Raw genomic sequence first — 25,054 nt, 5'->3', positions numbered from 1 at the left:
GTGCCATAAATAGCGCGTAATTTTAGGGGCGCACCTGGCGTTTATTAACCGATAAGTTCTGCAAACTCAGTTTAAGCAGGGGCTTTTGGTGCGAGCAATTTACGGGTTATATCCTTTTTGTCTTACCGTTTTTTTGGCTATGTTGGCGTTGCCCTCAAAGGCAGAGACGCTTACTGTCGGATGGCTGAATGATAACGTTAACGAACGTTACTTAATCTCTGACATTGAGCAAGAATTTGCCAAAATAGCGCCTGATATTACGCTCAATGCGGTGGGCGTACATACCGATAAGTATAAGCAGCAAGTTCTCAAATGGCTTAAAACGGGTGAAGGGCCAGACGTACTTTATTGGTATGGCGACGAGCGGCTGCTCGACCTTGTTCGCAGTGGATGGGTGAGCGACATAAGTGACGTTTGGCAAGCACAGCGACTAACAGATGCGTTTAGAGTGTCGGTGTCCTCTCAAGTTAGCCTTAATGGCCGCTTCTACGCTATTCCGGTATCCCATTATCCGTGGTCCTTTTTTTATAATGCCGAGCTTTTTGATTCTCTGGGACTTGCTGCACCAAATACGTGGGACGAATTTCTTCACCTCTGTCAGGCTTTAAAAGAGAAAGGTATTACGCCCATAGCCATTGGGTATGATGCGCCGTGGGTATTAACAAGCTGGTTTGAATTCATTAGTTTACGGCTTTATGGAGAGTCCTTTCACCACGAACTGTTATCAGGCCGTGTCTCATATAAAGATGAGCGAGTCGTACAGGTTTTTCTTCTGTGGAAAGTACTCATTGATAAGGGCTATTTCATGGATACAGGAGAGAACATGGACTGGTATGACCCCATGCCTTATCTATACCGAGGCTTGGCAGGTGTTACGTTAATTGGACATTTTCTAAGCTCTCGTATTCCTGAAAGTGCAGAGTCAAAAATTAGGATATTTTCTTTCCCAGAGCTCAGTCCCGGTCAAGAAACCATTGAGCTAGCTCCTTTGGATGTGTTTTTTATTCGGGCTAGTTCTTCGAAGCAAAAAGCGGCGCGACAATTTTTGTCGTTCATGGCTACACACAAGGCCCAGTCGCGATTTAATCTTCACGCAGGGGGATTTTCTCCTTTGGCGGGAAGTGAGCATTTTCCGAATTACTTTAATGATATGGGCGCTAAGCAGTTAAATACGGCGGAAAGCACAAGTCCATATTTCGATAGGGTCGTGCCTCACGAATTCGCAGAACCTGCCATGACACTGTTGAGAGACTTTATGAAATCAGCGGATGTAGGTAGTACGACAGAGGCTCTTGAAGCGCTAAGATTGGAAGTGTATCAGCTCGATTAACTGCGAGATGCTAATCGAGCTCAACTTTTGACTAGTGCTCTGCTTCGTCAAACACGTTGTTCAAATACATGGCAATGCGAATTCCGGCCATCTGCAAACGCTTTTTTGCAGTAGGCAGGTGGTTGTATAAATAGTCATAGCTCATATTGTTTGCGTCATCAGGATAAATGGTATCGCGAATAGCGGTGCTTTCTTCAATCCACACCATAGGGTCGGTGGTGGCCCAACTGCGAATATCCTTAGCCGTAATAGCTTTTGTTAACCAAGACGTCCACTCTGAGTACGACAGGTCGCGCTGATCTAGCATTTGCGAGTCCCACACGCGGTGTAGGTTAGAGTCTTGCCAGAAGAAGCGCACTTTTACGTCGTTACCACCACGATCAGTACCATTGCCGGCATGAAGTGGTTGATGGAGATCGCCAATAATATGCACAATGAACTGAAGGGCCAGACGCTTTTCTTCAATGGTGGCGGTGTCGCTTTTTAACGTTTCAGTAAACTGCTTTAACGCGGTAACCGCATCACCTTGCTTTGGTGCGCCAACTTCTTCGTAGGTCTTTCCTTCAGGTACAGATACATAGTGCCAAGGGCTAGCGGTTTTCTGCCAAAATTCGCTGGGGTCAGAACGCATTTCGTCAGCGTGAGTTGAGGCTTCAGCCAACGAACCGTGTGGTAATAACTCCATTAGTGCAGCTTGTGAAAGAGGGCTAAGATATTGCTCGGCAATAGCGCCAGTCACTCGGTGACCGGTTTGCCCCCATCCGAAAGCGGGTGATGAAATACACAATGTAAATAGCGTGCTCAGCGCAACTGCGCAAATCCTGTTTGCAAACGCGAACATGGTTAATCCTCAGAATGTTTGGAAGACTGGTAGCCCCATCTTGCGACAAGAGACTGCTCAATACCTAGGTGGTCTAGTATGCGCGCCACCACAAAATCTACCAAGTCATCGATAGTTTTAGGATTGTGATAAAAGCCAGGCGCTGCAGGCATAATAGTAGCACCCATTTGCGAAAGCTTGAGCATATTTTCTAGATGAATAGAAGAAAGTGGCATTTCACGAGGCACCAAAATAAGTTGTCCACGCTCTTTTAGAACGACATCAGCTGCGCGCTCAATCAGGTTGTCGCTTGCGCCAATACTAATGGCCGAAAGCGTACCTGTAGAACACGGGCAAACCACCATTTTTGCGGGGGCCGCTGAGCCTGAAGCTACTGGTGAAAACCACTCTTCTTTGCCGAAAACCTTGATTTGGTCTGGCTTTGCATTGCAATGCTCGGTAAAAAACGCGGCAGCGTCTTCTGGTCGCCCGGGTATCTTGACGTTCTCTTCGGTGGCAAACACCACTTTGGCAGCGGAAGAGATTAATACATACACTTGGTAATCGGCGTTAACTAGCGATTTCAATAGTGTAAGCGCATAAGGCGCGCCAGATGCGCCTGTGATAGCAAGCGTGACTTGCTTGTCATGTTTCATTGTATAGCCTCTGTAGATGACAAGCGTAATGCGCTTGTCTATCGGGTAACACTTCGTTTTATTCTGTCTATTTACAATTTGGACTTCATTTTTAGGGCGTCGAGTATTCGGCCATGAATGCCTTCAAAACCGCCGTTACTCATTACAAGAATATGATCGCCCGGTTGTGCTACGTTGCAAACACCTTGAACGATCTTCTCTACATCTCTGAAGCAGTGCGTAGGCGCGTTGCTGTGCGCTACCGAATCGACTAACGACCAGTCCATGCCTTCAGGTTCATAAAGGTAAACCTCATCGGCTTTCTGCCATGAGTTTGCCAGCGTATCTTTGTGCACGCCCATTTTCATCGTGTTAGAGCGCGGCTCTAGCACAGCTAAAATACGGGCATTACCCACTTTCTTGCGCAGTCCATCAAGTGTAGTCGCAATTGCAGTAGGGTGGTGTGCAAAGTCGTCATAAAGGGTGATGTTGTTTACTTCACCCTTTACTTCCATGCGACGCTTAACATTCTTAAAAAATGATAAGGCGTCTATGGCATCAGGTAAGGTAACACCTGCATGGTGGGCGGCAGCTATGGCCATTAAAGCATTGTCCACATTGTGTTGACCAACCAAAGCCCAGGTTACCGTTCCAGCTATAACGCCGTTATGTAATACATTGAATTCACTGCCGTCTTTCTTTAACAGTTCTGCATGCCACTCTTTGCCCAACGATTGGCGAGAAGACCAGCAACCTCTCTTGAGCATATCCTCAATTGCGGGCGTATTGTTAGGTGTAAGAATAAGCCCGTTTTCTGGCACCATGCGAACCAAATGGTGGAACTGGGTTTGAATAGCCCCAAGGTCAGCAAAAATATCTGCATGGTCAAACTCAAGGTTGTTAATTACCAAGGTTTTAGGACGATAGTGTACGAACTTAGAACGCTTATCGAAAAATGCGCTGTCGTATTCGTCAGCTTCAATGACAAAAAAGGGGCTTTCACCCACGCGAGCCGATACGCCAAAGTTCTCTGGAACGCCGCCAATTAAATAACCAGGGTTAAGACCAGCGTGTTCTAAAATCCACGCGACCATACTGCTGGTGGTTGTTTTACCGTGGGTACCTGATAACCCAATGACCCAACGATCTTTTAGTAAGTTATCAAGCAACCATTGTGGGCCACTGGTATAAGGAAGATTTCTATTTAACACGTATTCGACGGCGGGGTTACCGCGCGACATCGCGTTACCAATCACTACCATATCTGGCGCTGGATCAAACTGGCTTTCGCAATAACCTTCGGTCAACTCAATGCCTAATGCTTCAAGCTGGGTGCTCATGGGCGGATAAACGTTTTTATCAGACCCTGTTACTTTGTGGCCGAGTGATTTAGCAATAGCGGCGATGCCGCCCATAAAACTTCCACAAATGCCTAAAATATGTACATGCATAGCGCATTCTCAATGAATTATCATGTTATTGGGGTACTGTATCAGAACCCCGTGACCTATAGATAATTCAATTTTAATCATTCAATAAATGCCTTAAGCCGTTGTAATACGCTAAACACCTATGAATCTATGATGTGCAAACTGGTATGGTGTGTGTATGACATTTTACGGGCGTGTTCCACTTACCCAAGAACACGGTTACAATCTAACCACAGGTTTAAAACCTGTGTGTGCTTCAGACAAACGCCGGTAAGGAAAGCTGAGCGACTGGTAGCACAACACCCTACACACGAAAAAAAGGCTTACATTCAATGAAACGTTTAAATTCCCAATTGCAACAAGACGGTGCACCGCTTGAGTTAATTTTACTCATTCGTACACTGCTAGCGGGCTGTAAAGAAATTTCTTTCCGCGTGAGTCAAGGCGCACTTGCTGGCGTGCTCGGTTCAACCCTTTCAGAAAACGTACAGGGCGAAACACAGAAAAAGCTCGACGTTATCTCTAACCACATTTTAAAAGACACGCTAAGGGAATCTGGCTACGTAAAAGCCATTTCTTCTGAAGAAGAAGATGACGTTGTGCCGTGTAATCCAGACGGTAATTACTTAGTAAGCTTCGACCCGCTAGATGGGTCGTCAAACACTGAAATTAACAGCCTAATCGGTACTATTTTCTCTATTACCCATGCGCCTCAGTGGATGAAACCAGATGATCCGTCTGCTTTCTTACAGCCTGGAACGCAGATGGTAGCTGCAGGCTATGTGCTGTATGGCCCGTCTACTATGCTGGCGTTGACGACGGGTCGCGGCACGCACATTTATACGCTTGATAAAACCCACGGTGGTTTCCTGCTTACTCACCCTAATATTCAAGTACCTGAGCAAACGTCAGAGTTTTCGATTAATGCGTCGAACCAGCGTCATTGGGAACCTGCAATGCAGGCATACATTGCCGACCTTCTAGCAGGTAAAGATGGCCCTAGAGGTAAAAACTTTAATATGCGCTGGGTAGCGGCAATGGTGGGTGATATTCATCGTTTGCTTTGTCGCGGTGGCATCTTTATGTATCCATTCGATAACAGGGACCCGTCTAAGCCAGGTAAATTACGCTTGCTTTACGAAGCTAACCCGATGGCATTCTTAATGGAGCAAGCAGGTGGAAAAGCAGAAACAGGCACTGGCCGAATTCTGGAAGTTATGCCTGAAGAAATTCATCAACGTGTACCGTGCATTATCGGCTCTAAAGAAGAAGTTGAGATGTGCTTGAGCTACAACGACAACGCGAAATAGCGAAAAAGCAGCAAAATTTAACGAAAAATAAAGAGATTAGTACGACATGGGTCGTAAAGCGTTTTTATTTTGCTGCTGTCACCGTATACTTAACCCAAAATTTCTTATACATCATTGAAAGGACCAAAGAATGAGCTTGAGTGCTATTTCTGCTGGTAAAAACGTACCAGACGAAGTAAATGTGATCATCGAAATTCCAGCACACGCTGACCCGGTGAAGTACGAAGTAGACAAAGACACAGGTGCACTATTTGTTGACCGTTTCATGGCAACTTGCATGCACTACCCAACTAACTACGGTTACGTGAACAACACGTTGTCTGAAGATGGCGACCCAGTTGACGTTCTAGTAATGACTCCGTTCCCACTACTTGCAGGTTCTGTCATTAAGTGTCGTCCAGTTGGCGTACTAAACATGACTGACGAGTCTGGTAAAGACGCAAAAGTACTAGCGGTACCAGTAGACAAGCTTTCTACTATCTATCGTGACGTTAAAGAAATTGCAGACGTACCTCCGCTTCTTCTTAAGCAAATTGAGCACTTCTTCGAGCACTATAAAGATCTTGAAGAAGGCAAATGGGTGAAGATTGACGGTTGGGCAGACGCTGCCGCTGCAAAAGAAGAAATTACCGCAAGCATCGCGCGTTTCGAAGCAGAATAATTCACGCTGCTTTAAATTGATGATACAAAGGGCTGGTGTAATACCAGCCCTTTTTGTATGTGGCTAAAAAGTGAAGATTGAAAACGACAAGCAAAAGCCGATACAAAAAAGCGAACAAAATACTCAACGATAGAGAGCAGTATGATCCACCATAAATTATCCATGACTTCATTGTTTGCCGTAATAATGATGGTTGTAACTTTCAACTCTTTGGCAGATGAAACTCCTACTGAAGTATACTGGGAAGACCTAGTGCCTGAGGGCTTTAATGAGCTCGCGCCACCTTCAGTTCAACATAATGGCGAGATGAGTCAGCTTCAGCCTGACGCACCCGTTGTCGATACCTTTGATGGTAAACGGGTGAAAATCCCGGGTTTTGTTGTGCCGCTAGAAGGTACGGCAGAGCTAACCACTGAGTTCTTACTTGTTCCATATTTCGGAGCCTGTATTCACGTACCACCGCCGCCGTCTAATCAAATTGTTTACGTAAAATTTGAAGAAGGTGTGCGCATAGATAATATTTACGATGCAATTTGGGTAACCGGCGAACTGTCGACTGACGGTTGGAAAGGCGACATCGCGTCTGTAGGTTACCGTTTGAAAGGCGAAGCCGTAGAAGGGTTTTAAGCATAAAACGTTTAAAAAGGATATCAGGTGTTTACAGGATTATCAGCGTTTCCCATTACTCCATTCAAACAAGAAGCTATTGATTACAAAGCATTTAAAGGGCTTGTTGATAATTTGGCTTCGGCGAATGTAGATTCAATTTGCGCGATAGGCTCTACTGGGCTGTATCCTTATCTAACGCGAGGGGAAAAGTACGACGTAGCCAAGCTCGCCGTCGACCACGCAAATGGCATTCCTGTTATGGCAGGCGTTGGGGCGCTGAGAACCTATGACGTGCTAAAAAACGTTGAAGCTGTGCAGCAAGCAGGTGTTAATGCTGTGCTGTTAGCACCCGTTTCCTATCAAGTGCTTAACGAAGAAGAAGTGTATGGCCTCTATGAGGCAGTGAGTCACGAGGTATCTGTGCCTATCTGCGTTTACGAAAATCCTCGTGTGACTAATTTTACCTTCAGCGAAGATTTATACCGCCGCATAGGCAAATTGCCGAATATCGGGGCGATTAAAATACCCGGTACTCCGTTTGCCAAGAGCTCAATGGATAATAGTTCGAGCAAGGATATCCCACCCTCTGAAGTAAGCAGTAGCGAAGGCGCTCGTCGATTAGCATCATTACGAGAGATAATGCCTGCACACATTGCTATAGGCGTGAGTGGTGATAGTTTTGGCGCAGCAGGAATGAGTGAAGGTTGTGACCTTTGGCTTTCTGTTATAGGGGGGATATTCCCGCGAACTGTAATGCGCATAATCGACGCCGCTCAGTCTGGTAATGCTGTTGATGCACAGGCTCAGTCACAAGCGTTAAGCGGAATATGGAGCATGTTTGCGCGCAATGGCGGCGGCTTGCGTGTGGTTGCAGCCGCGGCAGAAATTTTGGGCTATTGTGAAACGCCTAGCTTACCTGCACCCTTCTTACCTATCGACAAAAATAAGTACAGCGAGCTAGAGCACATCATCACGAAGTTATCGTTAAGCTAGCCCTGCGTATAAATCTGTTCAGCGCGGTTAAACAGAAGCCAAGACGTTAAAATGTACTTGTCGTTACTTTTTGGAATTTGGCCGCGATGCGTGTGAGTAAAGTAGGCTGGCGCAATCACCATTCGGCCTGCTTTAGGCTTAACCGCGCGGTTTTGATAATAAAATTCCGTCTCGCCGCCTTCTTCCACATCGTTTAAGTAGTACATAAACAGCAACACGCGGTGCAGCGCATCGTTATGTTGAAGCTGTGGATAGACTTCTGAATGCCAGTATGGGTAGCCACCATTGCCCGCGGTGTAGCGCTGTGCATTTACATCGCCAACCCGAAACAGGTAATTCACCAAATTAGCCAAATTGGGTTTACCCACTTCATCAAAATTTTCACCTGTTACTTTCACCGGTTCGCCAGTTTTGGGATGGCGTACGGTTAAGCCAATGGGCCCAACAAGCGCAAAATAGTACTTTTCAATGTAGGAGACCAGCTGCTGCCCAGTGTGCTGCATCACTTGTTGAAATAAGTCTTTAAATTCCGGGTTGCGACTTATCGATACATCCATGCTGCGCTTTTTATCTAAGTCGACGCCACCACCGGTGCGGCCTTGAGATAAATTAGGGCTGCTTTCAAAGCGTTCCATGAGTTGTTTGCACAGCTCTGGTGGTAACACATCATCAATAACTTCAATTAAATCGCTCATGGAGACCTCGTACTGCGCTTTATTACTGAGTTGGTACTTCTTTAAAGTGAGACTGTAGTTCTGATTTCACTTCATCCGGTATAGGCGCAGAGCGCTGTGTTTTATAGTCAAAATGCACCATGGTGGTAATGCCTGTTGAGCACAGCTTATCGTCTTGCCATAACTCTTGAAACACGTCGAACGCACTGTTGCCTAGCCGGCTAATGTAGGTTTTAACCGTCACAGGTTTGCCATAAAAAATTTGAGCTAAAAAATCGACTTTGTAGCTGGCTAAAATTAGCGGCCAATTTTGTAAGTCTAGTTCAGGGGTAAACATTCTGAAAATAGGCTCTCTGGCTGCTTCAAACCAAGCGACTAATGCAGTGTTACTTACATGCTGTAAGGCATCTGTTTCACAAAAACGTACGTCGAATGACGTAACTAATGGTACTGAATGGCTCATATTTTTTAGTAGAGTTCGTTGTTTATTTAGCTTTCACTCTAGCATTATGCCGCAGCTATTTCAGTCATTTATCAAACAGTAATTGATCCGGTTGGAAAACATTTTTAACACCTAACCAAAACATACACATTCAAAAATAAGTTGATTTGTGCAAATTTTTGCGCAAATATTTGCATAAATGAGTTTGAGAAAAAATCACAAGGTGCCTATTTATGATCAGAAGCCCTCAGTTTGGCGCAATACTTTTGCGTGCTAGCGAGCTTATTGCAACTCAAGGTCAAGAGGTATTTGAAGCGCTTAATATTAGTCTGCCTGCAAATCGTATTTCTCTGGTACTGGCGATTCATACTCAAGGGCCTCTTTCGTCAACTGAGTTAGCAAGTCACATTGGTCTTTCACGTCAACTTATTGAAAGTCGGTTGAAGCAAAGTGTTGCAGACGGCTTTTTTGTTTCTGTGCCCGATGAACGAGACTCGCGAAAGCGCGTGTACGATATTGCGCCTAAAGCAAAGGCCGATGCGGCGCAGATAGTGACGATAATGCAAGAATTTGAAGACGTATATGATGCCCTTTGGGAAGAGATAGAGGTCAATCTTGAAGCCTCTCTCAAAAGCATGGAGCAGGCGCTAAAAAAACAATCGCTTCTTACGCGCTTAAATGAACAATTTCCTCATCATTCCAATTCATAATAGGGAGCATTATGATTTATCGAATTATTTTATTGTTGTCACTACTTCTTCCGCTAAGCAGCTGCGCACAAAGCCAGGGTTTCAATACGAAAGAAAGCTGGCAAGCCTTTGTTCAAACTGTTGAAGATAACTATGCATACTTAGATACGGCACCTACCGACTGGGAAGCTTTAAAAGCGTATTACCAACCCCTTGCAATAAACGCGACAACGCAAGAGGAGTTTGTCGACGTATTGCAGGTGGTGAAGCAGTTTTTTATCGACCCGCATTTTAACGTATCACCGCTAAACGAAGCGGACTACAGCGTCACGCCAACGGGGTCTGATATTTGGGTGGAAAAGCAAGGCGATGACTTTGTTATAACACGTATTAAAGCGGGCAGTGCTGCTGCCAAAAGCCAGTTAGCCTTAGGTGACATGATTGTAGGTATTGACGGCGAGTCTACAGAAGCCGCAATACAACGCGTTTTTGGAAACACATCGCTACCGCTTACTGACGCACATAAAACGTGGGCGGTTAATGTGGCTTTAGGTGGGCGTCGCAATCAAGAGAGGCACATTGAAGTGGCGTCTGATTTTGATGATGCCAAACGCGTGCAATTAGCAGCTAGTTACGATGCTATTAATCTACTTCGAACAAAAGCCCCTCTGATAGTTAAGCAGAAAGAGGGAATCGGATACATCCGCTTTAATAATAATCTAGGTAATTCTGAAACCGTTCGTGCGTTCAAAGAAGCTCTTGAGTCACTTGAATCAACACAGGGGTTAGTGATTGACCTGCGTAATACGCCGAGCGGGGGAAACACTGGTGTAGCTGAGCCTATCTTGGGGCACTTTGTAAATGCCAAAACCGCATATCAAGGTTACAAAATTCAAAATGCGGGAAAACCCTACCAAGAAGCAGAGCTACACTTGGCCTATGTTACCCCTTCATTACCTTATTACAGTAAGCCAGTAGTGGTACTCGTTGGTCATTGGACCGGCAGTATGGGAGAAGGTATGGCTATTGGCTTTGATGCCATTGGTGCAAAGGCGGTAATCGGCACACCCATGGCTGATTTGCTTGGCGGGATAAATCAATTTCAACTACCTGATTCGACCATAACTTTAGAGCTGGGTTTTGAACGTCTTTACCATGTGAACGGCTCATATCGAGAGGACTTTGTGCCCCAGGCGGTATCTTGGGACGGGCATACAGCCAGTGACTCAGAATTAAATGCTGCAATAGCTCTGTTAAAAGCAATATAGCTCAATTACATACAAAGCTAGAAAGCACTTTCGTATTTACTTACAATCCGCTTCTAACTTTTTGAGCGAACATACTATGACTGCGATTGGGATTGACTACGGTACATCAAATTCTGAGGTTGTGTATTTTGATGGAACGGCCCATCAGCACATCAAACTCGACCCGTTAGATAAGAAGGGCAATAAAATCCGTTCTTCGGTGTTCATCTATTTTGAAGATGAACTGCCGCCGCCTCCTGATGCCATGGTTGAAGCGAAAGTGGCGCAGTTACAGCGCGTTATCAGTGAGCAAATAGATAAGGCGAAGGACGGCTATTATTCGGCAAAAGATCCAAAAGAACAGGCGATGTATAGCGACCGTATCGACTCGCTGCGCGGTGATTTGCACAACAAGCCTGCATTACAGCGTAAAGCTATTGCGCAATTGATGCATGCCATGTCTCTAGACGAAATCCCTTTGCTGCGGTTGGTAGAGCACGGTAAGTTTGCGTTTGGTGAAGAAGGGTTTAGACGCTTTCTTAAAATGCCTGATAAAGGCCGTCTAATTTATTCACCTAAGAACTTTTTAGGCGCCTCGCTAGACGGTGACCAAAAACAAGCATTCATCGGTATTATTGCTAAGCAGCTGGCCTATTTTAAACAGTGTGCAGAGCAACAGCTAGGCAAGGCTGTTAATAATGCAGTTATTGGCCGTCCTGTTAAGTTTCACGGCACCCGCGGTGAAGAGGGGAACGCGCAAGCCATTCAAATTATGACTGAAGCGGCGACGAAAGCCGGGTTTACAGGGGTTAATTTCCTAGATGAACCCATAGCAGCGGCGTATAAAATTGAGCAAACCCTACCAAGGGATACCACTACGCTGATTGTCGATATTGGTGGGGGGACCACGGATATTTGCTGTATTAAGCTTTCCCCAGAGCGTTCAAATCAGCTTGATCGCAAAGATGATGTTCTGTCGGTAACAGGCAGACGATTAGGCGGTATGGATTGCGATAAAAGCTTGGTGCTTAAGGCTATTGCCCCAGAAATGGGAATGGGCCTTAAGATGATTAACGGGCTTCCTGTTCCTCCCACGTACTTCTCTGACATGTGTGCGGTTGATAACATTCCTGCTCTTACTCGCTTTTTCTCTGACGATTACGGGTTAGATATTTCTCAAACCATGTCTGTGATTAAAGAGCCAGCCCAACTAGAACGCTTGCTTATTGTTCAGGAGAACAAGTTGTCTGCCCGTGTGGTGAACTCGGCTCGATTAGCCAAGGAACTACTGTCGAGTAAGCAGAACATTACCTTGCCGCTGCACTATATCGAAGATGATTTTGACGTGGAGATTTCGCAAGACTCGCTCAAAAAGGCATTAAAACCTTGGCTTGATAAAGTGAAAGCGCTAGTGGTGGAATGCTTGGAAAACAGCAGTGAAAAGCCAGAAGTGGTGATGATCACAGGTGGTATGAGTTTATCGCCAATCGTCGTTGATGCGCTGTATGAAAACCTGCTTACCGGTTTACCGCGATTAGAGAATGACGCCTTCAACTCGGTGTGCGAAGGATTAGCTATTCAAGCGGCGAAACACGCGTAATATCTTATTATAAATAAACACTAAGCCTTAGCGTAGTAGCGTTTACTGCGCTAAGGCTTTTTTGATCAGTGCTTAAGGATATTGTGTTCTTTTAGATAAATCGCGATGGCCTCAGGCGACTCGAAGGCTTTTAACAGCATTTCTTGTGCGCGTGCTTTCACATCATTGTCTTCTGATGATGACAGTAGGTGATACCATGTTTTCACTAAGGCTAATGGCGGCGTTTGGTTCATTAGTTGTCGCTCCAGCAATTCTTACTGCAAAAATACACAAAAATCATCGTAACGTATGATTTGCCAATACAAGCTCTGACCAGCATGGAAAAACGTGTAAATAAACGTCAACGCGCACTTCTTACAAGCTGCTGTGTAAATTACACAGCAGCAAAGTAGAAAACGAGTGCGCTTTACGCTAACGGATTTACCTCGTTACCGGCTCAAGCTTGTGTGAGCATGGGTTTCAGGAATCGACCTGTATGTGAAACTTCTTGTTGTGCCACATGCTCAGGTGTTCCCTCTGCAATAATCTGGCCACCTCCGGATCCACCTTCGGGTCCAAGGTCAACAATCCAGTCTGCGGTTTTAATCACATCTAGGTTATGCTCAATAACCACAACGGTATTACCGTGATCGCGCAGTCTGTGAAGGACGGCTAATAACTGTTTAATATCGTGGAAATGCAACCCGGTGGTTGGCTCATCCAAGATATAGAGTGTTTGCCCAGTGTCTCTTTTTGACAACTCTTTCGCCAATTTCACGCGCTGTGCTTCACCACCTGATAACGTAGTGGCGGCTTGGCCTAGTCGAATATATGACAAGCCTACGTCCATGAGGGTCTGCAATTTACGTGAAATAGCCGGAATAGCATCGAAGAACTGACGGGCATCTTCCACCGTCATTTCCAACACTTCGTGAATGTTCTTATCTTTGTACTTTATCTCAAGGGTTTCACGGTTATAGCGTTTGCCCTGACACACGTCACAAGGCACATACACGTCTGGCAAAAAGTGCATTTCCACTTTAATTACACCGTCACCCTGACACGCCTCACAGCGGCCGCCTTTCACGTTAAAGCTAAAGCGGCCAGGTTTGTAACCCCGTGAACGCGACTCTTGTGTGCCAGCGAACATTTCACGAATTGGAGTGAAAATGCCAGCGTAAGTCGCTGGGTTAGAGCGCGGTGTTCTGCCGATAGGGCTTTGGTCAATATCGACCACTTTGTCGAGCTGGTCTAATCCTGTCATCGACTTATGCGGTGCCGGTTCAGACGTGGTCGCCTTGTTCAGCTCGCGTTGCGCAATTTTGTAGAAGGTGTCATTAATCAGCGTTGATTTACCCGAGCCCGATACACCCGTCACACAGGTCATTACACCGGTAGGTATACGTAAATCAACAGACTTCAAGTTGTTGCCGGTAGCGCCTAAAAGCTCTAGCCACTTGTCGTCTTTAACCGGTGTGCGTGTTGCAGGAATATCAATCTTCTCTCTACCAGATAAGTATTTTCCAGTAAGTGAGTGTTCACTGTTCTTAATATCTTCCAGCGAACCTTCGGCAATTATCTCACCGCCATGTACACCCGCCCCCGGGCCGATATCTACAATGTAATCGGCTTCGCGAATGGCATCTTCGTCGTGTTCTACAACTAGTACGGTGTTACCCAGGTCGCGCAAGTGCGTAAGCGTGCCAAGTAAGCGTTCGTTATCCCGTTGATGAAGACCGATAGAGGGCTCATCCAGCACGTACATAACGCCCACTAAGCCTGCGCCAATTTGACTTGCCAGTCGAATGCGCTGAGCTTCACCGCCCGATAGGGTATCGGCGCTGCGCGACATAGAAAGATAGTTAAGACCTACGTTTACCAAGAAGCGCAAGCGGTCCATGATTTCTTTCAAAATCTTCTCGGCTATCTGAGCACGTTGACCTTCAAGTTTCAGTGTCTCGAAGAAGCCGTACGCATCGGCAATCGACATGTCAGCAATGGCTGGCAGGTTGGTATCTTGTATAAATACATTACGTGCTTCAACACGCAGACGCGTGCCGTTACAGCTACTGCAGTGCTGCTGGCTTAAATATTTTGCTAGCTCTTCGCGCACCGAGTTCGACTCGGTCTCGCGATAGCGACGCTCCATATTAGGGATAATGCCCTCAAATGGATGCTTACGCTCCATTACGTCGCCGCGCTCGTTTATGTACTTAAACGACAGCGACTTGCCTTTAGACCCGTAAAGCACAATGTCTTGGTGCTTTTTATCGAGCTCTTCAAATGGCGCGGTAAGGCTAAATTTATAATGGTCTGCTACTGCCTGTAGCATTTGAAAATAGTAATAGCTGCGCTTGTCCCATCCGCGAATAGCGCCGCCAGACAGACTCAATTCGGTATTGCCGACTACGCGTGCGGGGTCAAAGAACTGTCTTGTGCCTAAGCCGTCACAGGTAGGGCAGGCGCCCGCTGGGTTGTTAAATGAAAACAGGCGCGGCTCTAATTCACTGATGCTGTAACCACAGTGTGGGCAGGCGAAATTAGCAGAAAACACAATTTCTTCTGCGTCTTTATCGTCCATATCAGCCACAACCGCGTTACCGCCAGCAAGGCTCAGCGCCGTCTCGAACGATTCCGCTAAACGCAGCGCCATATCGTCGCGCACTTTAAAGCGGTCAACCACAACTTCGATGGTGTGCTTCTTGTGCAAATCGAGAGGTGGCGGATCGGATAGATCACACACTTCACCGTCGATACGCGCGCGAATAAAGCCCTGAGCAGACAGGTTTTGCAGCGTCTTAACGTGCTCGCCTTTACGCTCTTTAACAATAGGCGCTAGCAGCATTAACTTACTGCCCTCAGGCATCGCTAACACTTTATCGACCATTTGGCTGACCGTTTGTGCATCTAGCGGCACATCGTGGTCAGGACAGCGTGGCGTACCCACTCGCGCGAACATTAAACGCAGATAGTCGTATATTTCAGTGATGGTACCCACCGTTGAACGGGGGTTATGCGATGTTGATTTCTGCTCAATGGATATTGCTGGTGATAAACCCTCAATATGATCAACATCTGGTTTTTCCATCATAGATAGAAACTGACGAGCATAGGCAGACAAAGACTCAACGTAACGACGCTGGCCTTCTGCATAAAGCGTGTCGAATGCAAGAGACGATTTACCCGAGCCAGAAAGGCCGGTTATCACCACCAGTTTGTCTCGTGGCAGTGTTAAATCGATGTTTTTCAAGTTGTGGGTGCGAGCACCGCGAATTTCGATTTTATCCATTGAAGCCTAAATGAGAGAAAAAGAATCAGTATGCCATAGGTGTCAAGTAAAGTGATATGACATTCAAGTTATACTGTAAGCGGAGTAAGCAGATCACCTCACGGACATAAGCTTACGATTAGTTCTCGCTTATCGACATTGCAAAATGGTGATTTTATCCCCACTTTTAAACCCCTAGTAAGAAAAAGGGTAGTGCGAGTGGGCTAAATCTACCTCGCGAGCAGAAGAAAATACCAATTGTATTATGCTACACTTCGCGACCTTATTCTTAATGCAGCAGAAACAGGTGTTCTCTGCGCGCTTTTATGTTTTTTTGATTTTATATATTGAGGGAAACAGACGCTTTGAACGCTTTGGAATTACGCGCTGCGCTTGCACTCGCCTCCGTTTACGTATTACGCATGATGGGGCTGTTCATGGTTATGCCCGTGTTGGCTGTAGCCGCAATGGACTACCCAGATTACTCGCCGCTGTTGGTAGGACTTGCCGTGGGTGGATATGGCCTAACCCAAGCTGCGCTGCAAATTCCTATGGGTATGATGTCTGACAAATGGGGGCGTAAACCCGTTATTTTGCTAGGGCTTGCTGTATTTGCATTAGGAAGCTTTGTAGCAGCAAACGCCGACAGTATGGCCATGATGATTGTTGGGCGTATTCTTCAAGGCGCTGGGGCTATTGCAGGTGCGATAATGGCGCTAGCTACCGATGTAAGCCGGGAAAGTCAGCGAGCCAAAGTGTTAGCTATTATAGGCATAGCCATTGGCTTCTCATTCTATTTAGCCGTTATTTTAGGACCTCTCATTGCGAACAGCTACGGGCTTGCAGGTGTGTTTGGTATTACTGGTATTCTGGCCATTCTTTGCATGCCGCTGGTTAAATGGGTAGTGCCAAACGGTGTGCAGCTGAGCAGTGGCGATACACTCCCACAAAAAGACCAGCTAAAGCGCTTAATTTTTTCTTCTCAGTTATGGCGTTTAAATATCAGCGTGATGATTCTACACATGATGATAACGCTGTTGTTTGTTCAACTGCCCGTAACGCTACTGAACTTTGATATGACGCTAGACAGTCACTGGACGGTTTACTTACCCGTTTTAGGCGCGTCAATTGTAGGCCTAATTATAATGATGGGAGTAGCAAGAGGCCGTACGCCTAAATCGCTCCTTGTAACCGGCGTTGTATTAATGGGCGGCGCGTTTTTGGCGCTGAGTTTAGAGGACCATAGCTGGTGGTGGGTTACCGCTGCCGTGGTGCTTTTCTTTACTGGCTTTAATTATTTGGAAGCGAATTTCCCTGCATTGGTGTCGAGCATTGCGCCTGCGGGACAAAAAGGAACGGCCATGGGCCTCTACGCCAGTTTTCAATTTTTCGGTGCGTTTTTGGGCGGTGTAATTTCTGGTTTCGTCACCGATATTTGGTCGCAAGAGTTAGCTTATGGCATTGGTGCCGCTAGCACTCTGCTTTGGCTTTTTATTATTCTTGGTGTTAAAGAAGTGAGCCGGGTTAAGCGTGTGATGATGAATGGAGATTTTGATAGTTCAAATGTTTCCAGCATTGAAGCCGAGCTGCTGTTAGTGCCTGGTGTATTGGAAGTGACATTAAACAGTCAAAATAACGCGGTATACCTGAAAGTTGATCGTGATTTTGATGCGGTAAAAGCGCGAGACGTGTTGTCTGCATAGTTGCTCATCGCATTGCAACCATGAAAGGTTAGCATCACACTATTTTTGAAAAGGAAGCGAAGACCATGATTGACCTAAGCAGCTACAAAGCCATTATTTTTGATATGGATGGCACCTTGGTCGATTCAATGGGGGCGCATATTGATGCGTGGCAGCTTACGTGCGATGCGTTTGGTTATCCCTTCGACCGAGACTACCAATACAGTTTAGGTGGTGTTCCTACCTTTGAAACCGTACATCTTATGAATGCAAAGTATGGAAAAAGCCACGATCCAGCAGAGGTTGCTCTATATAAAAAACAGGCGTTTGAAGGGCTAGACCATGTGCCAAGGCTTATCCAAGATACCCTGGACGTGTTTAACCATTATAAGGGAAGCATGCCCATTGCAGTGGGGACAGGTTCAGATAGGCAGCACGCGCAAATGGTGTTAAATGAACACGGCCTGCTAGCCCAATTATCTGCGCTGGTTACAGCCGATGACGTCACTCAAGGTAAACCTCACCCTGAAACCTTTGTGCGTGCGGCAGAATTAATGGGTGTAGCACCACAGCATTGTGTGGTGTTTGAAGATACCGACATGGGACGAAAAGCGGCGGTTGACGGTGGCATGGCGTGCTTTATGGTCGACAATACGCGGCTTATCTACTGAATCTTACCCTGATTGAAAGTTCGAGCTTAGGGCTTACGCTCACTCAATCGCGTTCACTTTATAGTTTCTTAGGCTTATACCGCCTCTAGTTCGCTTAGCGCATTTCCGCAGTTGTGTAACAGTGAAGACTTTATACGTTTGGTGGCATCATCAATGGCGGTTTTCATTGCATCGATAGCAATCTGATTGCTCTCTTTTTCACTGACACTGGCGTTCACATTCATGCTTTGCCCTCTGAAGGTGGTGGCGGGTGAATACTCATCGGCATAGTCAGGTTTGTACTTAACATTAAGCACCACGGTGGCAACCATATTACTTCCTAAGCTTTTTATAAACGCGCGGTTTAGTACTACTTTAACGCTGTTGGCTGCTTCAATATCTGGGCTGACATTCATCGCTTCTAAGCTTTGCTGTAACAGTGAATAGAGCGTGTCTTCTGTTACATTACTGCTTCCAACGAGCAAGTCTTTACTCGACCGTATGTCGATTAGTTCTGCCAAGTTAATTGGACAAGCTTTCGCTTTAGACATGGTTAGCTGATAGTCTTTTCTCTGCGACGCAGGAATTAATGATGAGTCAAGCTCGGGTGGCGTAGACTCGCAGGCAATAAGTAAGGGTAGGGCACAGCAGGCAACAATAAGTCGAGCTGGTGATGTAGCGTAAGACATGGAAAATGTTCTACTTTTCATTAAATTATTTTTGTTTTATGCAGATAAATTATGCAAGTAATATTGTCTTTAGTATAAGAAAGTTTGTATCGCTAAGAAACAGAACAACTGTTGCAAACTGTTACAGCTTGTTTAGCATAGGTGTGGGACTGTTGATTTTGCTGAGCGAGTTTTTGATCAGCGACACAACCATTACACCTATGTAACCTGAATAAAAATTTCGCCATAACCATTCAACACGGACAGTTCTTTAATGATGAGCTTAAAAAACGCGGTAATTAGTGTAGTTGCAAGTGTGTCACTTATTGGGTGCGCAATTAACGTGTCCCCTTCGGCCTTCTTTTATCAAGACACTCAGCAAAAGCCCCTTGATACTACGAAGCTACACGCGGCAATTCAAAAAGACAAAACCTCGGCGGGCATAACCCGTGTTGAAGTTAAAAATGACGCTGGGTTAACTTTGAGAGGCGTTGCTGTTTCTTACCCTGACCCTATTGTTAACATTGTTTTCTTTGCAGACAATCGTATGCCTGTAAGCGAAAACAACAGCGTTATTCATAGACTGGGTAAGTTGCCCGCTAATATATTGTGGCTCGATTATCAGGGAGTAGGAGCCAGTGATAAAGCGAAGGACTTAAGTATTAACGCTATTAAACAAGATGCGTTAACCCAGTTTGACTATGTAGCAAGTGCGTTTGACGCCTCAATTCCCACTATCGTTCACGGCCGAGGTATAGGCAGCTATTTCGCAAGCTATGTTGCTGCAAATAGAAAGATAGACGCTTTAGTATTAGACGGCGCTTTCAATAATATCTCTGATTTAATTGCCAACATGGTGCCAGGCTTCTCTAATTCATTCACAAACATGAAGCTTCACGATGAAGTTCATAGTATGCAAATAGCCCCAATCTTGCGTCACTATGAGGGACCGCTATGGCTGGTGGTGGGTGAGGAAGACAAAATAACGCCTTACCCGATTAGTCAGCAGCTATTAGAAGATGCATCAAGTAGCGAAAAGTATATTTCGGTCATTCCTGGTGCGACGCACAACGCAACGCTAAAAAGTGACTATGCCATACAAGAGTACAAGCAGTTTTTAGCAAGATTCACTCAGTAATAGAAACCTTACTCGTTGTGGATAAGTAGTGGAAAACCTTGTTGGTAAGTCTGTTAATAGCCATATAGAACAACAGATCACGATCTTTTCACCACTTTCTGGTCGGATCACGAAATGTCAGTTAAATCAAGCGCTGTAGAGCAACTGTGCTCGATCTTAATCTTTTTTGATCGTAAAGCTGTGCAGGATCAGGCAATTTTGCTCTTTGGGGATAAAAGTTCGAGGCAAAACGATCAAGCGGGTATTTTTGTCAATAGTTTCGTGTCATGAAATTTTTAGAACACAGTTGCTCAACTATACATCGAATTACGATTAATCATCCATCAAACTGGCTTGTAAGTGATTAAATAAAATACCCGCCATAGGCGGGTACTTTTTTTGGTCTATTAATTTTTGAAAGGAAAACGAACAGCTAAACCCTAACCATTGAATCTCGTTTTACTACTGTAGGAGTATATTTAAAGGTAAGCCCATCTTCTGGTTTGCTTCCCGATGCATACTTCAATGCAAGTTCCGCCGCTTTTGCCGCCATCATTTCTACTGGATAACGCAGAGTCGTTAATTTAGGACGACAGTACTTTGCTAACAGCACATCATCGTATCCCATCACAGAAACTTGTTCTGGAACTGAAATACCATGATCCTGCAGCATGGTCATAGCACCAGATGCCATAGCATCGTTATAAGCCAAAACAGCAGTGAATTTTGCACCAGTAGCAAGCAAGTTTTGCATTGCCAGTTCACCACCTTCCTGATCGGGCGTAGCATACTCAATCATGCTTTCAGGCAAGCTTAAATTCGCATTGTTAACTGCGTTTCTAATCCCTTCGAGGCGATGATTAGGATCGTCTATGCGATACTGACTGCTTATCACCGCGACATGTTCATGGCCTTGGTTGATGGCATATTCCGCCATAAGGCGACCACCGGTAACGTTATCAAGCCACACACAACGATTTGCTATTTCTGGTATATAGCGGTTAATTAATACAAAGCCTGGAACTTGGTTTGCAAAACCGATCAGGGTCTCGTCATCAAGTGCTTTGCTGTGCACTACCATGGCTTCTACTCGATGCTCTAGCAGTGTTTCAATAGCGCGAAGTTCAGTCTCTTTTTCAATAGAGCCGGCACTTAATAAAATTTGAACGTTATTTTTGCGAGTAATGGACTCCACACCGTGGGCTAACATAGCGAAAAATGGGTCGTGGAGCTCAGCAATGACAACGCCTAAAGATGCGCTACGTTTGGTTACAAGTGCCCGCGCATTAGCGTTGGGACGATAACCCATTTCTTCCATGATTTTTTTGACACGCTTGCGAGTATCATTGCCCACTTTAGGACCATTATTAATAACTCTTGATACGGTCGCTAATGAAACGCCAGCGGCTTGGGCGATATCTTTTATTGTTGCCATTTTCTTTCAAACTTCGTTTTATTGCGTGGAGTGTCGATTGACCTGATTGCCATAGCGTACATTATATTTACAAAAAAAGATAAAATTCTAACGCTTAGCTTGTGGTGTCTTTTACGGGGCTGAGATGCATTAGAGAGATGAAGAGCGTTAGATTACCTAAGTGGTTTTACCTTCTATGATTGTTAATCAAACCGCTGTAAAAAAGAATGGAAAACGTATAACCTCCTAGGCATTCTGAAAGATTGCATTATTCATTAATGTATAAAAAATGTGTGGTAGGTTGGAACGCGTCAGTTTACTAAGCACGTCTTAAGGTAAAAATTTTGTTATGAAAATAAATGTATCTGCATTTGGTGAAGTTGAAGGCGAAGTCATAAACGCCTTTACGTTAACTAACGACAACGGCATGTCAGTTACCTTGCTTAACTACGGTGGAATTATTAAAGAAATTCACTTCCCGAATGCAGAAGGTGAATCGGTAAGTTGTGTCCAAACTTTCGAGACTCTACAAGACTATATAGATGACCCGAGCTATCGCGGTGCGATCGTAGGACGCTACGCAAACCGAATTGGACATGGCTCGTTTGCGTTAAATGGAACAGAGTACACCTTAGATAAAAATGGCGGTGAACATAATCTACACGGCGGCCTAGCTGGATTTCATAAGAAGGTTTGGGCGGCAAGCGTCCAAGAGACGACAGACAGTGTGGCTGTAACATTTACCTTAACTAGTCCTGATGGGGAAGGTGGCTTTCCCGGAACTGTTAATGTAGAGGCATGCTATTCCCTTGATCAAAACAACGAGTTATCTCTTGTGATCACCGCAAACACAGACAAAGAAACCCCGCTTAGTTTCACGCAGCATGCTTACTTCACGTTGAGCAACGACCCGCAAGTGGGTAATACATTGCTACATATAGATGCTGACAAAGTAACGGACGCAGATAGCACCTTGCTGCCAACTGGAAAACTGGTCGAAGTTGCCAATACTCCCTTTGATTTCACGAAACCTACAGCAATAAAAGAAAGGGCAGAGCAATCTAATTCCCATCCATTATTTGATAGGGTGGGAGGCTACGACCACAACTATGTACTCCGTGATACGCCTGAGCATACCCCACAAGCAACCGTAAAAGCACTTGATACAGGTATTGCTATGTCGTTATTTACTAACTTGCCGGGTTTGCAGTTTTATACTGGCGGGTTGAAAACCGACGATCAGCTTGGTGCCTTGTGCTTAGAACCACAGCATTTCCCGGATGCACCCAATAAGCCCGAGTTTCCAAACTGTTTCGTAAAACCCGGGGAAACCTTCAAAGCAAGTATGCGATACAAGTTCAGCGCATAGAAATCGTTATGTAGTGACAAAAGAAAATTATTTGTTATCAATTTAACAATTAATTTTCTTTGTTACGCAATTGATAAACGTAGAAGCTTGCTATATCATTATCAGGGTAAACGTTTAACCCTATTTAATGTTGCGCATTAGAGCGTAGCAGGCTAATTCAGAGAGAGTGATTATGGGAACCCCTTTCGACCCTACCAACGATCCACATCGCCGTTACAACCCTTTGTTGGGTGAGTGGGTGTTAGTGTCGCCTCACAGAGCGAAGCGCCCTTGGCAGGGAGCCTCAGAAGAGCCAAACAACGAACAAAAGCCATCTTACGACTCTACGTGTTATTTATGTCCAACAAACACCCGCGTGAATGGTGAAGTTAACCCTGATTACAAAGGTACGTTTGTTTTTCAAAACGATTTTGCTGCCCTTAAGCAAGATACAGAACAAGCCAGTGAGAAAAAGGGGCTGTTTCAGTTCGAAACTGAGCAAGGCTGCAGTCGTGTTATTTGTTTTTCCCCTGATCACAGCAAAACATTACCTGAGCTTTCCGATGAAGAACGCGTAGACGTAGTCAACACGTGGAAAGCACAAACCGCTGAACTTGGTGAAACCTATCGCTGGGTACAAGTTTTTGAAAACAAAGGCTCAATGATGGGGTGTTCAAATCCTCACCCTCATGGTCAAGTATGGGCGCAGCAGCATGTGCCTACCGACCCAGCGAAAAAAGTCGTGCAGCTACAGCAATACTTTGGTGATAACGGCACGCCTATGCTGTTGGACTATGCCGAACAAGAAGTAGCGAAGCAAGAGCGAGTCGTGTGTCAAAATGATGATTGGGTTGTAGTTGTACCATACTGGGCCGCTTGGCCTTTTGAGACGCTACTGTTACCGAGATTTGACGTGCAATCTATGCACATGCTCTCGGATTCTCAGTCGCTATCTCTTGCTAAGATCATTGGCGAAATTACAGCGAAGTACGACAACTTATTTGAAACGTCTTTCCCATACTCTATGGGATGGCACAGTGCCCCATTTGATAGTGAAGCGCACCCTGAATGGACGCTACATGCGCATTTCTTCCCACCACTTCTGCGCTCAGCAAGTGTACGCAAGTTTATGGTTGGGTACGAAATGATGGCAGAGGCACAGCGAGATTTGACCCCTGAACAAGCGGCAGACAGATTAAAAGCACTATCCACAGTGCACTATAAGAAACGTGAGAATGCGAATGGATAATCAAGTACTTTCTTCTAATTTTGAAACGCACTACGGCGAGGCGCCAGCGTTAATCGCACATGCGCCGGGTCGAGTGAACATTATTGGTGAGCACACCGATTATAACGAAGGGTTCGTATTTCCGGCTGCAATCAACTTTGGAACGTGGGTTGCGGCAACAAAGCGCGCAGATAATGACATCGTGGTTACCGCGATGGATTACGAAAATCAGCAAAACCAGTTTTCGTTGTCAGACATTAACTATGACGAAGAACAAGGGTGGGCAAACTATGTTCGCGGCGTAGTGAAAGTACTTAAAGAGGCCATGCCAGATTTTGGCGGCGCTAACTTATTGGTTACGGGCAATGTGCCACAAGGTGCTGGGTTAAGCTCTTCGGCATCTTTTGAAGTGGCTATACTAAAAGCGTTAAGCGCGCTGTATGAGTTGCCCCTCGATGGCGTACAGGCTGCACTGCTAGGCCAGAAAGCCGAGAATACGTTCGTAGGCTGCTCATGCGGAATTATGGATCAGTTAATCTCTGCTATGGGTAATGAAGGCATGGCAATGCTGCTTGATTGCCAGTCGCTAGCCATTGAGCATTCACCACTACCAGACTCGCATCAAATCGTTATCATCAATTCGAATGTTAAACGTGGTTTGGTTGACAGTGAATACAACTTGCGTCGTCAGCAGTGTGAACAAGGCGCGTCGTTATTGGGTGTGTCATCGTTACGCGAAGCAACTATGGAAATGCTAGAAGGCGCTAAAGCACATATGCCAGAGGTGGTTTATCGCCGCGCGAAGCATATTGTTACCGAAAACGCTAGAACACTGGCAGCAAGCCAAGCCTTAAAAGCTGGCGACATCGAAACGGTGAGTGAAGCCATGGCGCAATCTCACATCTCCATGCGTGATGACTTTGAAATTACCGTTCGCCCAATCGACTACTTGGTTGAGATCATTGGTGAAGTGCTGGGTAAATCGGGTGGTGTTCGCATGACTGGCGGTGGATTCGGCGGCTGCGTAGTGGCCCTTGTACCTACCGACAAAGTTGAAGCGGTGAAGCAAGTCGTGGCCGACAAGTACTCTGATGAAACAGGATACAGTGCTGACATTTATGTGTGTACGGCTACACAGGGCGCGTTTGCCTAATTATCGATTTAAATACAGCATTAATGCACAAACCTCTCCCCTTTCTAAACAATCCTATTCTTTAGAATTGTTTGTGTCCCTTAAGCCGCATCCATTGGTTGCGGCTT

General features: G+C 45.5%; 23 protein-coding genes. 14 read left to right on the top strand and 9 right to left on the bottom strand.

The window, feature by feature from the left end; genetic code table 11:
- The first annotated feature begins 88 nt into the window (after nt 1-88).
- Complete coding sequence (locus AC0J2X_RS12965; protein WP_014975355.1) at nt 89-1,330, top strand: ABC transporter substrate-binding protein; 1,242 nt, start codon at nt 89-91, stop codon at nt 1,328-1,330.
- A gap of 31 nt (nt 1,331-1,361) precedes the next feature.
- Here AC0J2X_RS12965 and AC0J2X_RS12960 read toward each other — a convergent pair whose 3' ends face one another.
- The 3 genes from AC0J2X_RS12960 to mpl form a co-directional block, all read right to left on the bottom strand.
- On the bottom strand, nt 1,362-2,171 hold the full coding sequence (locus tag AC0J2X_RS12960) for a S1/P1 nuclease (RefSeq protein WP_039226872.1): 810 nt from the start codon (nt 2,169-2,171) through the stop codon (nt 1,362-1,364).
- A gap of 2 nt (nt 2,172-2,173) precedes the next feature.
- Complete coding sequence (locus tag AC0J2X_RS12955) at nt 2,174-2,806, bottom strand: flavin prenyltransferase UbiX (protein WP_014975357.1); 633 nt, start codon at nt 2,804-2,806, stop codon at nt 2,174-2,176.
- 71 nt (nt 2,807-2,877) lie between these two features.
- Nucleotides 2,878-4,236, bottom strand: coding sequence for a UDP-N-acetylmuramate:L-alanyl-gamma-D-glutamyl-meso-diaminopimelate ligase (gene mpl, locus AC0J2X_RS12950; protein ID WP_081106052.1), 1,359 nt, complete (start codon nt 4,234-4,236; stop codon nt 2,878-2,880).
- 311 nt (nt 4,237-4,547) lie between these two features.
- Here mpl and AC0J2X_RS12945 point away from each other — a divergent pair, with 311 nt between their 5' ends.
- The 4 genes from AC0J2X_RS12945 to AC0J2X_RS12930 all read left to right on the top strand — a co-directional run bounded on the left by AC0J2X_RS12945 (nt 4,548) and on the right by AC0J2X_RS12930 (nt 7,788).
- Nucleotides 4,548-5,525: a class 1 fructose-bisphosphatase gene (locus AC0J2X_RS12945; protein ID WP_014947860.1), complete on the top strand. Its 978-nt coding sequence runs from the start codon at nt 4,548-4,550 to the stop codon at nt 5,523-5,525.
- Between the two features lie 130 nt (nt 5,526-5,655).
- Entirely contained in the window at nt 5,656-6,186 is a 531-nt protein-coding gene (gene ppa, locus AC0J2X_RS12940; protein WP_014947861.1) for an inorganic diphosphatase, read from the top strand.
- 141 nt (nt 6,187-6,327) lie between these two features.
- Nucleotides 6,328-6,813 (top strand): DUF3299 domain-containing protein, encoded by a 486-nt coding sequence (locus AC0J2X_RS12935; RefSeq protein ID WP_014947862.1) that lies wholly within the window; start codon nt 6,328-6,330, stop codon nt 6,811-6,813.
- Between the two features lie 27 nt (nt 6,814-6,840).
- Entirely contained in the window at nt 6,841-7,788 is a 948-nt protein-coding gene (locus AC0J2X_RS12930; RefSeq protein WP_061439033.1) for a dihydrodipicolinate synthase family protein, read from the top strand.
- Here AC0J2X_RS12930 and AC0J2X_RS12925 read toward each other — a convergent pair.
- Together AC0J2X_RS12925 and AC0J2X_RS12920 are read right to left on the bottom strand one after the other, a co-directional pair.
- Entirely contained in the window at nt 7,785-8,483 is a 699-nt protein-coding gene (locus AC0J2X_RS12925) for a 2OG-Fe(II) oxygenase (RefSeq protein WP_014975360.1), read from the bottom strand. The two genes, AC0J2X_RS12930 and AC0J2X_RS12925, sit on opposite strands and share 4 nt — an antisense overlap.
- 22 nt (nt 8,484-8,505) lie before the next feature.
- A complete protein-coding gene (locus tag AC0J2X_RS12920; RefSeq protein WP_014975361.1) occupies nt 8,506-8,925 on the bottom strand; it encodes an acyl-CoA thioesterase in 420 nt (139 codons plus the stop codon).
- Nucleotides 8,926-9,137: 212 nt separating this feature from the next.
- Between AC0J2X_RS12920 and AC0J2X_RS12915 the strand changes: the two genes are divergently transcribed.
- The 3 genes from AC0J2X_RS12915 to AC0J2X_RS12905 all read left to right on the top strand — a co-directional run bounded on the left by AC0J2X_RS12915 (nt 9,138) and on the right by AC0J2X_RS12905 (nt 12,440).
- Nucleotides 9,138-9,614, top strand: coding sequence for a MarR family winged helix-turn-helix transcriptional regulator (locus AC0J2X_RS12915; RefSeq protein ID WP_014975362.1), 477 nt, complete (start codon nt 9,138-9,140; stop codon nt 9,612-9,614).
- An 11-nt stretch (nt 9,615-9,625) separates the two neighbouring features.
- Nucleotides 9,626-10,861 (top strand): S41 family peptidase, encoded by a 1,236-nt coding sequence (locus AC0J2X_RS12910; RefSeq protein ID WP_014975363.1) that lies wholly within the window; start codon nt 9,626-9,628, stop codon nt 10,859-10,861.
- A gap of 76 nt (nt 10,862-10,937) precedes the next feature.
- Nucleotides 10,938-12,440, top strand: a complete 1,503-nt coding sequence (locus AC0J2X_RS12905) for an Hsp70 family protein (RefSeq protein WP_014975364.1) — start codon at nt 10,938-10,940, stop codon at nt 12,438-12,440.
- Between the two features lie 65 nt (nt 12,441-12,505).
- On the opposite strand, the gene AC0J2X_RS12900 is transcribed toward AC0J2X_RS12905, so the two are convergent.
- Both AC0J2X_RS12900 and uvrA read right to left on the bottom strand, forming a co-directional pair.
- Nucleotides 12,506-12,673 carry a hypothetical protein gene (locus tag AC0J2X_RS12900; RefSeq protein WP_012516741.1) on the bottom strand — a complete coding sequence of 56 codons (168 nt, stop codon included), beginning with the start codon at nt 12,671-12,673 and terminating at the stop codon, nt 12,506-12,508.
- 203 nt (nt 12,674-12,876) lie between these two features.
- Nucleotides 12,877-15,708 (bottom strand): excinuclease ABC subunit UvrA, encoded by a 2,832-nt coding sequence (uvrA, locus tag AC0J2X_RS12895; protein ID WP_014975365.1) that lies wholly within the window; start codon nt 15,706-15,708, stop codon nt 12,877-12,879.
- 344 nt (nt 15,709-16,052) lie between these two features.
- Between uvrA and AC0J2X_RS12890 the strand changes: the two genes are divergently transcribed.
- On the top strand, nt 16,053-17,390 hold the full coding sequence (locus AC0J2X_RS12890; RefSeq protein ID WP_061439035.1) for an MFS transporter: 1,338 nt from the start codon (nt 16,053-16,055) through the stop codon (nt 17,388-17,390).
- A 65-nt stretch (nt 17,391-17,455) separates the two neighbouring features.
- The gene (locus tag AC0J2X_RS12885; protein ID WP_014977981.1) at nt 17,456-18,040 is read left to right on the top strand and encodes an HAD family hydrolase; all 585 of its coding nucleotides are present in this window, start codon (nt 17,456-17,458) and stop codon (nt 18,038-18,040) included.
- Nucleotides 18,041-18,114: 74 nt separating this feature from the next.
- Here the strand turns inward: AC0J2X_RS12885 and AC0J2X_RS12880 are convergent, their stop codons facing one another.
- The gene (locus tag AC0J2X_RS12880) at nt 18,115-18,729 is read right to left on the bottom strand and encodes a hypothetical protein (protein WP_232306440.1); all 615 of its coding nucleotides are present in this window, start codon (nt 18,727-18,729) and stop codon (nt 18,115-18,117) included.
- 232 nt (nt 18,730-18,961) lie between these two features.
- Here AC0J2X_RS12880 and AC0J2X_RS12875 point away from each other — a divergent pair, with 232 nt between their 5' ends.
- Nucleotides 18,962-19,825, top strand: coding sequence for an alpha/beta hydrolase family protein (locus AC0J2X_RS12875; RefSeq protein ID WP_014947874.1), 864 nt, complete (start codon nt 18,962-18,964; stop codon nt 19,823-19,825).
- 412 nt (nt 19,826-20,237) lie between these two features.
- On the opposite strand, the gene AC0J2X_RS12870 is transcribed toward AC0J2X_RS12875, so the two are convergent.
- Entirely contained in the window at nt 20,238-21,239 is a 1,002-nt protein-coding gene (locus tag AC0J2X_RS12870; protein WP_014947876.1) for a LacI family DNA-binding transcriptional regulator, read from the bottom strand.
- Between the two features lie 328 nt (nt 21,240-21,567).
- On the opposite strand from AC0J2X_RS12870, the gene AC0J2X_RS12865 reads away from it, so the two are divergent.
- The 3 genes from AC0J2X_RS12865 (at nt 21,568) to galK (ending at nt 24,947) form a co-directional block, all read left to right on the top strand.
- Nucleotides 21,568-22,587, top strand: a complete 1,020-nt coding sequence (locus AC0J2X_RS12865) for an aldose epimerase family protein (protein WP_014975371.1) — start codon at nt 21,568-21,570, stop codon at nt 22,585-22,587.
- A 172-nt stretch (nt 22,588-22,759) separates the two neighbouring features.
- Nucleotides 22,760-23,815 carry a UDP-glucose--hexose-1-phosphate uridylyltransferase gene (locus tag AC0J2X_RS12860; protein ID WP_014947878.1) on the top strand — a complete coding sequence of 352 codons (1,056 nt, stop codon included), beginning with the start codon at nt 22,760-22,762 and terminating at the stop codon, nt 23,813-23,815.
- A complete protein-coding gene (galK, locus tag AC0J2X_RS12855) occupies nt 23,808-24,947 on the top strand; it encodes a galactokinase (RefSeq protein ID WP_039217399.1) in 1,140 nt (379 codons plus the stop codon). Before AC0J2X_RS12860 ends, galK begins: the two co-directional genes overlap by 8 nt.
- Nucleotides 24,948-25,054: the final 107 nt, after the last annotated feature.

The organism is Alteromonas sp. R7 (genome assembly GCF_055755235.1).
This window is presented reverse-complemented; position numbering and strand designations above follow the sequence as displayed.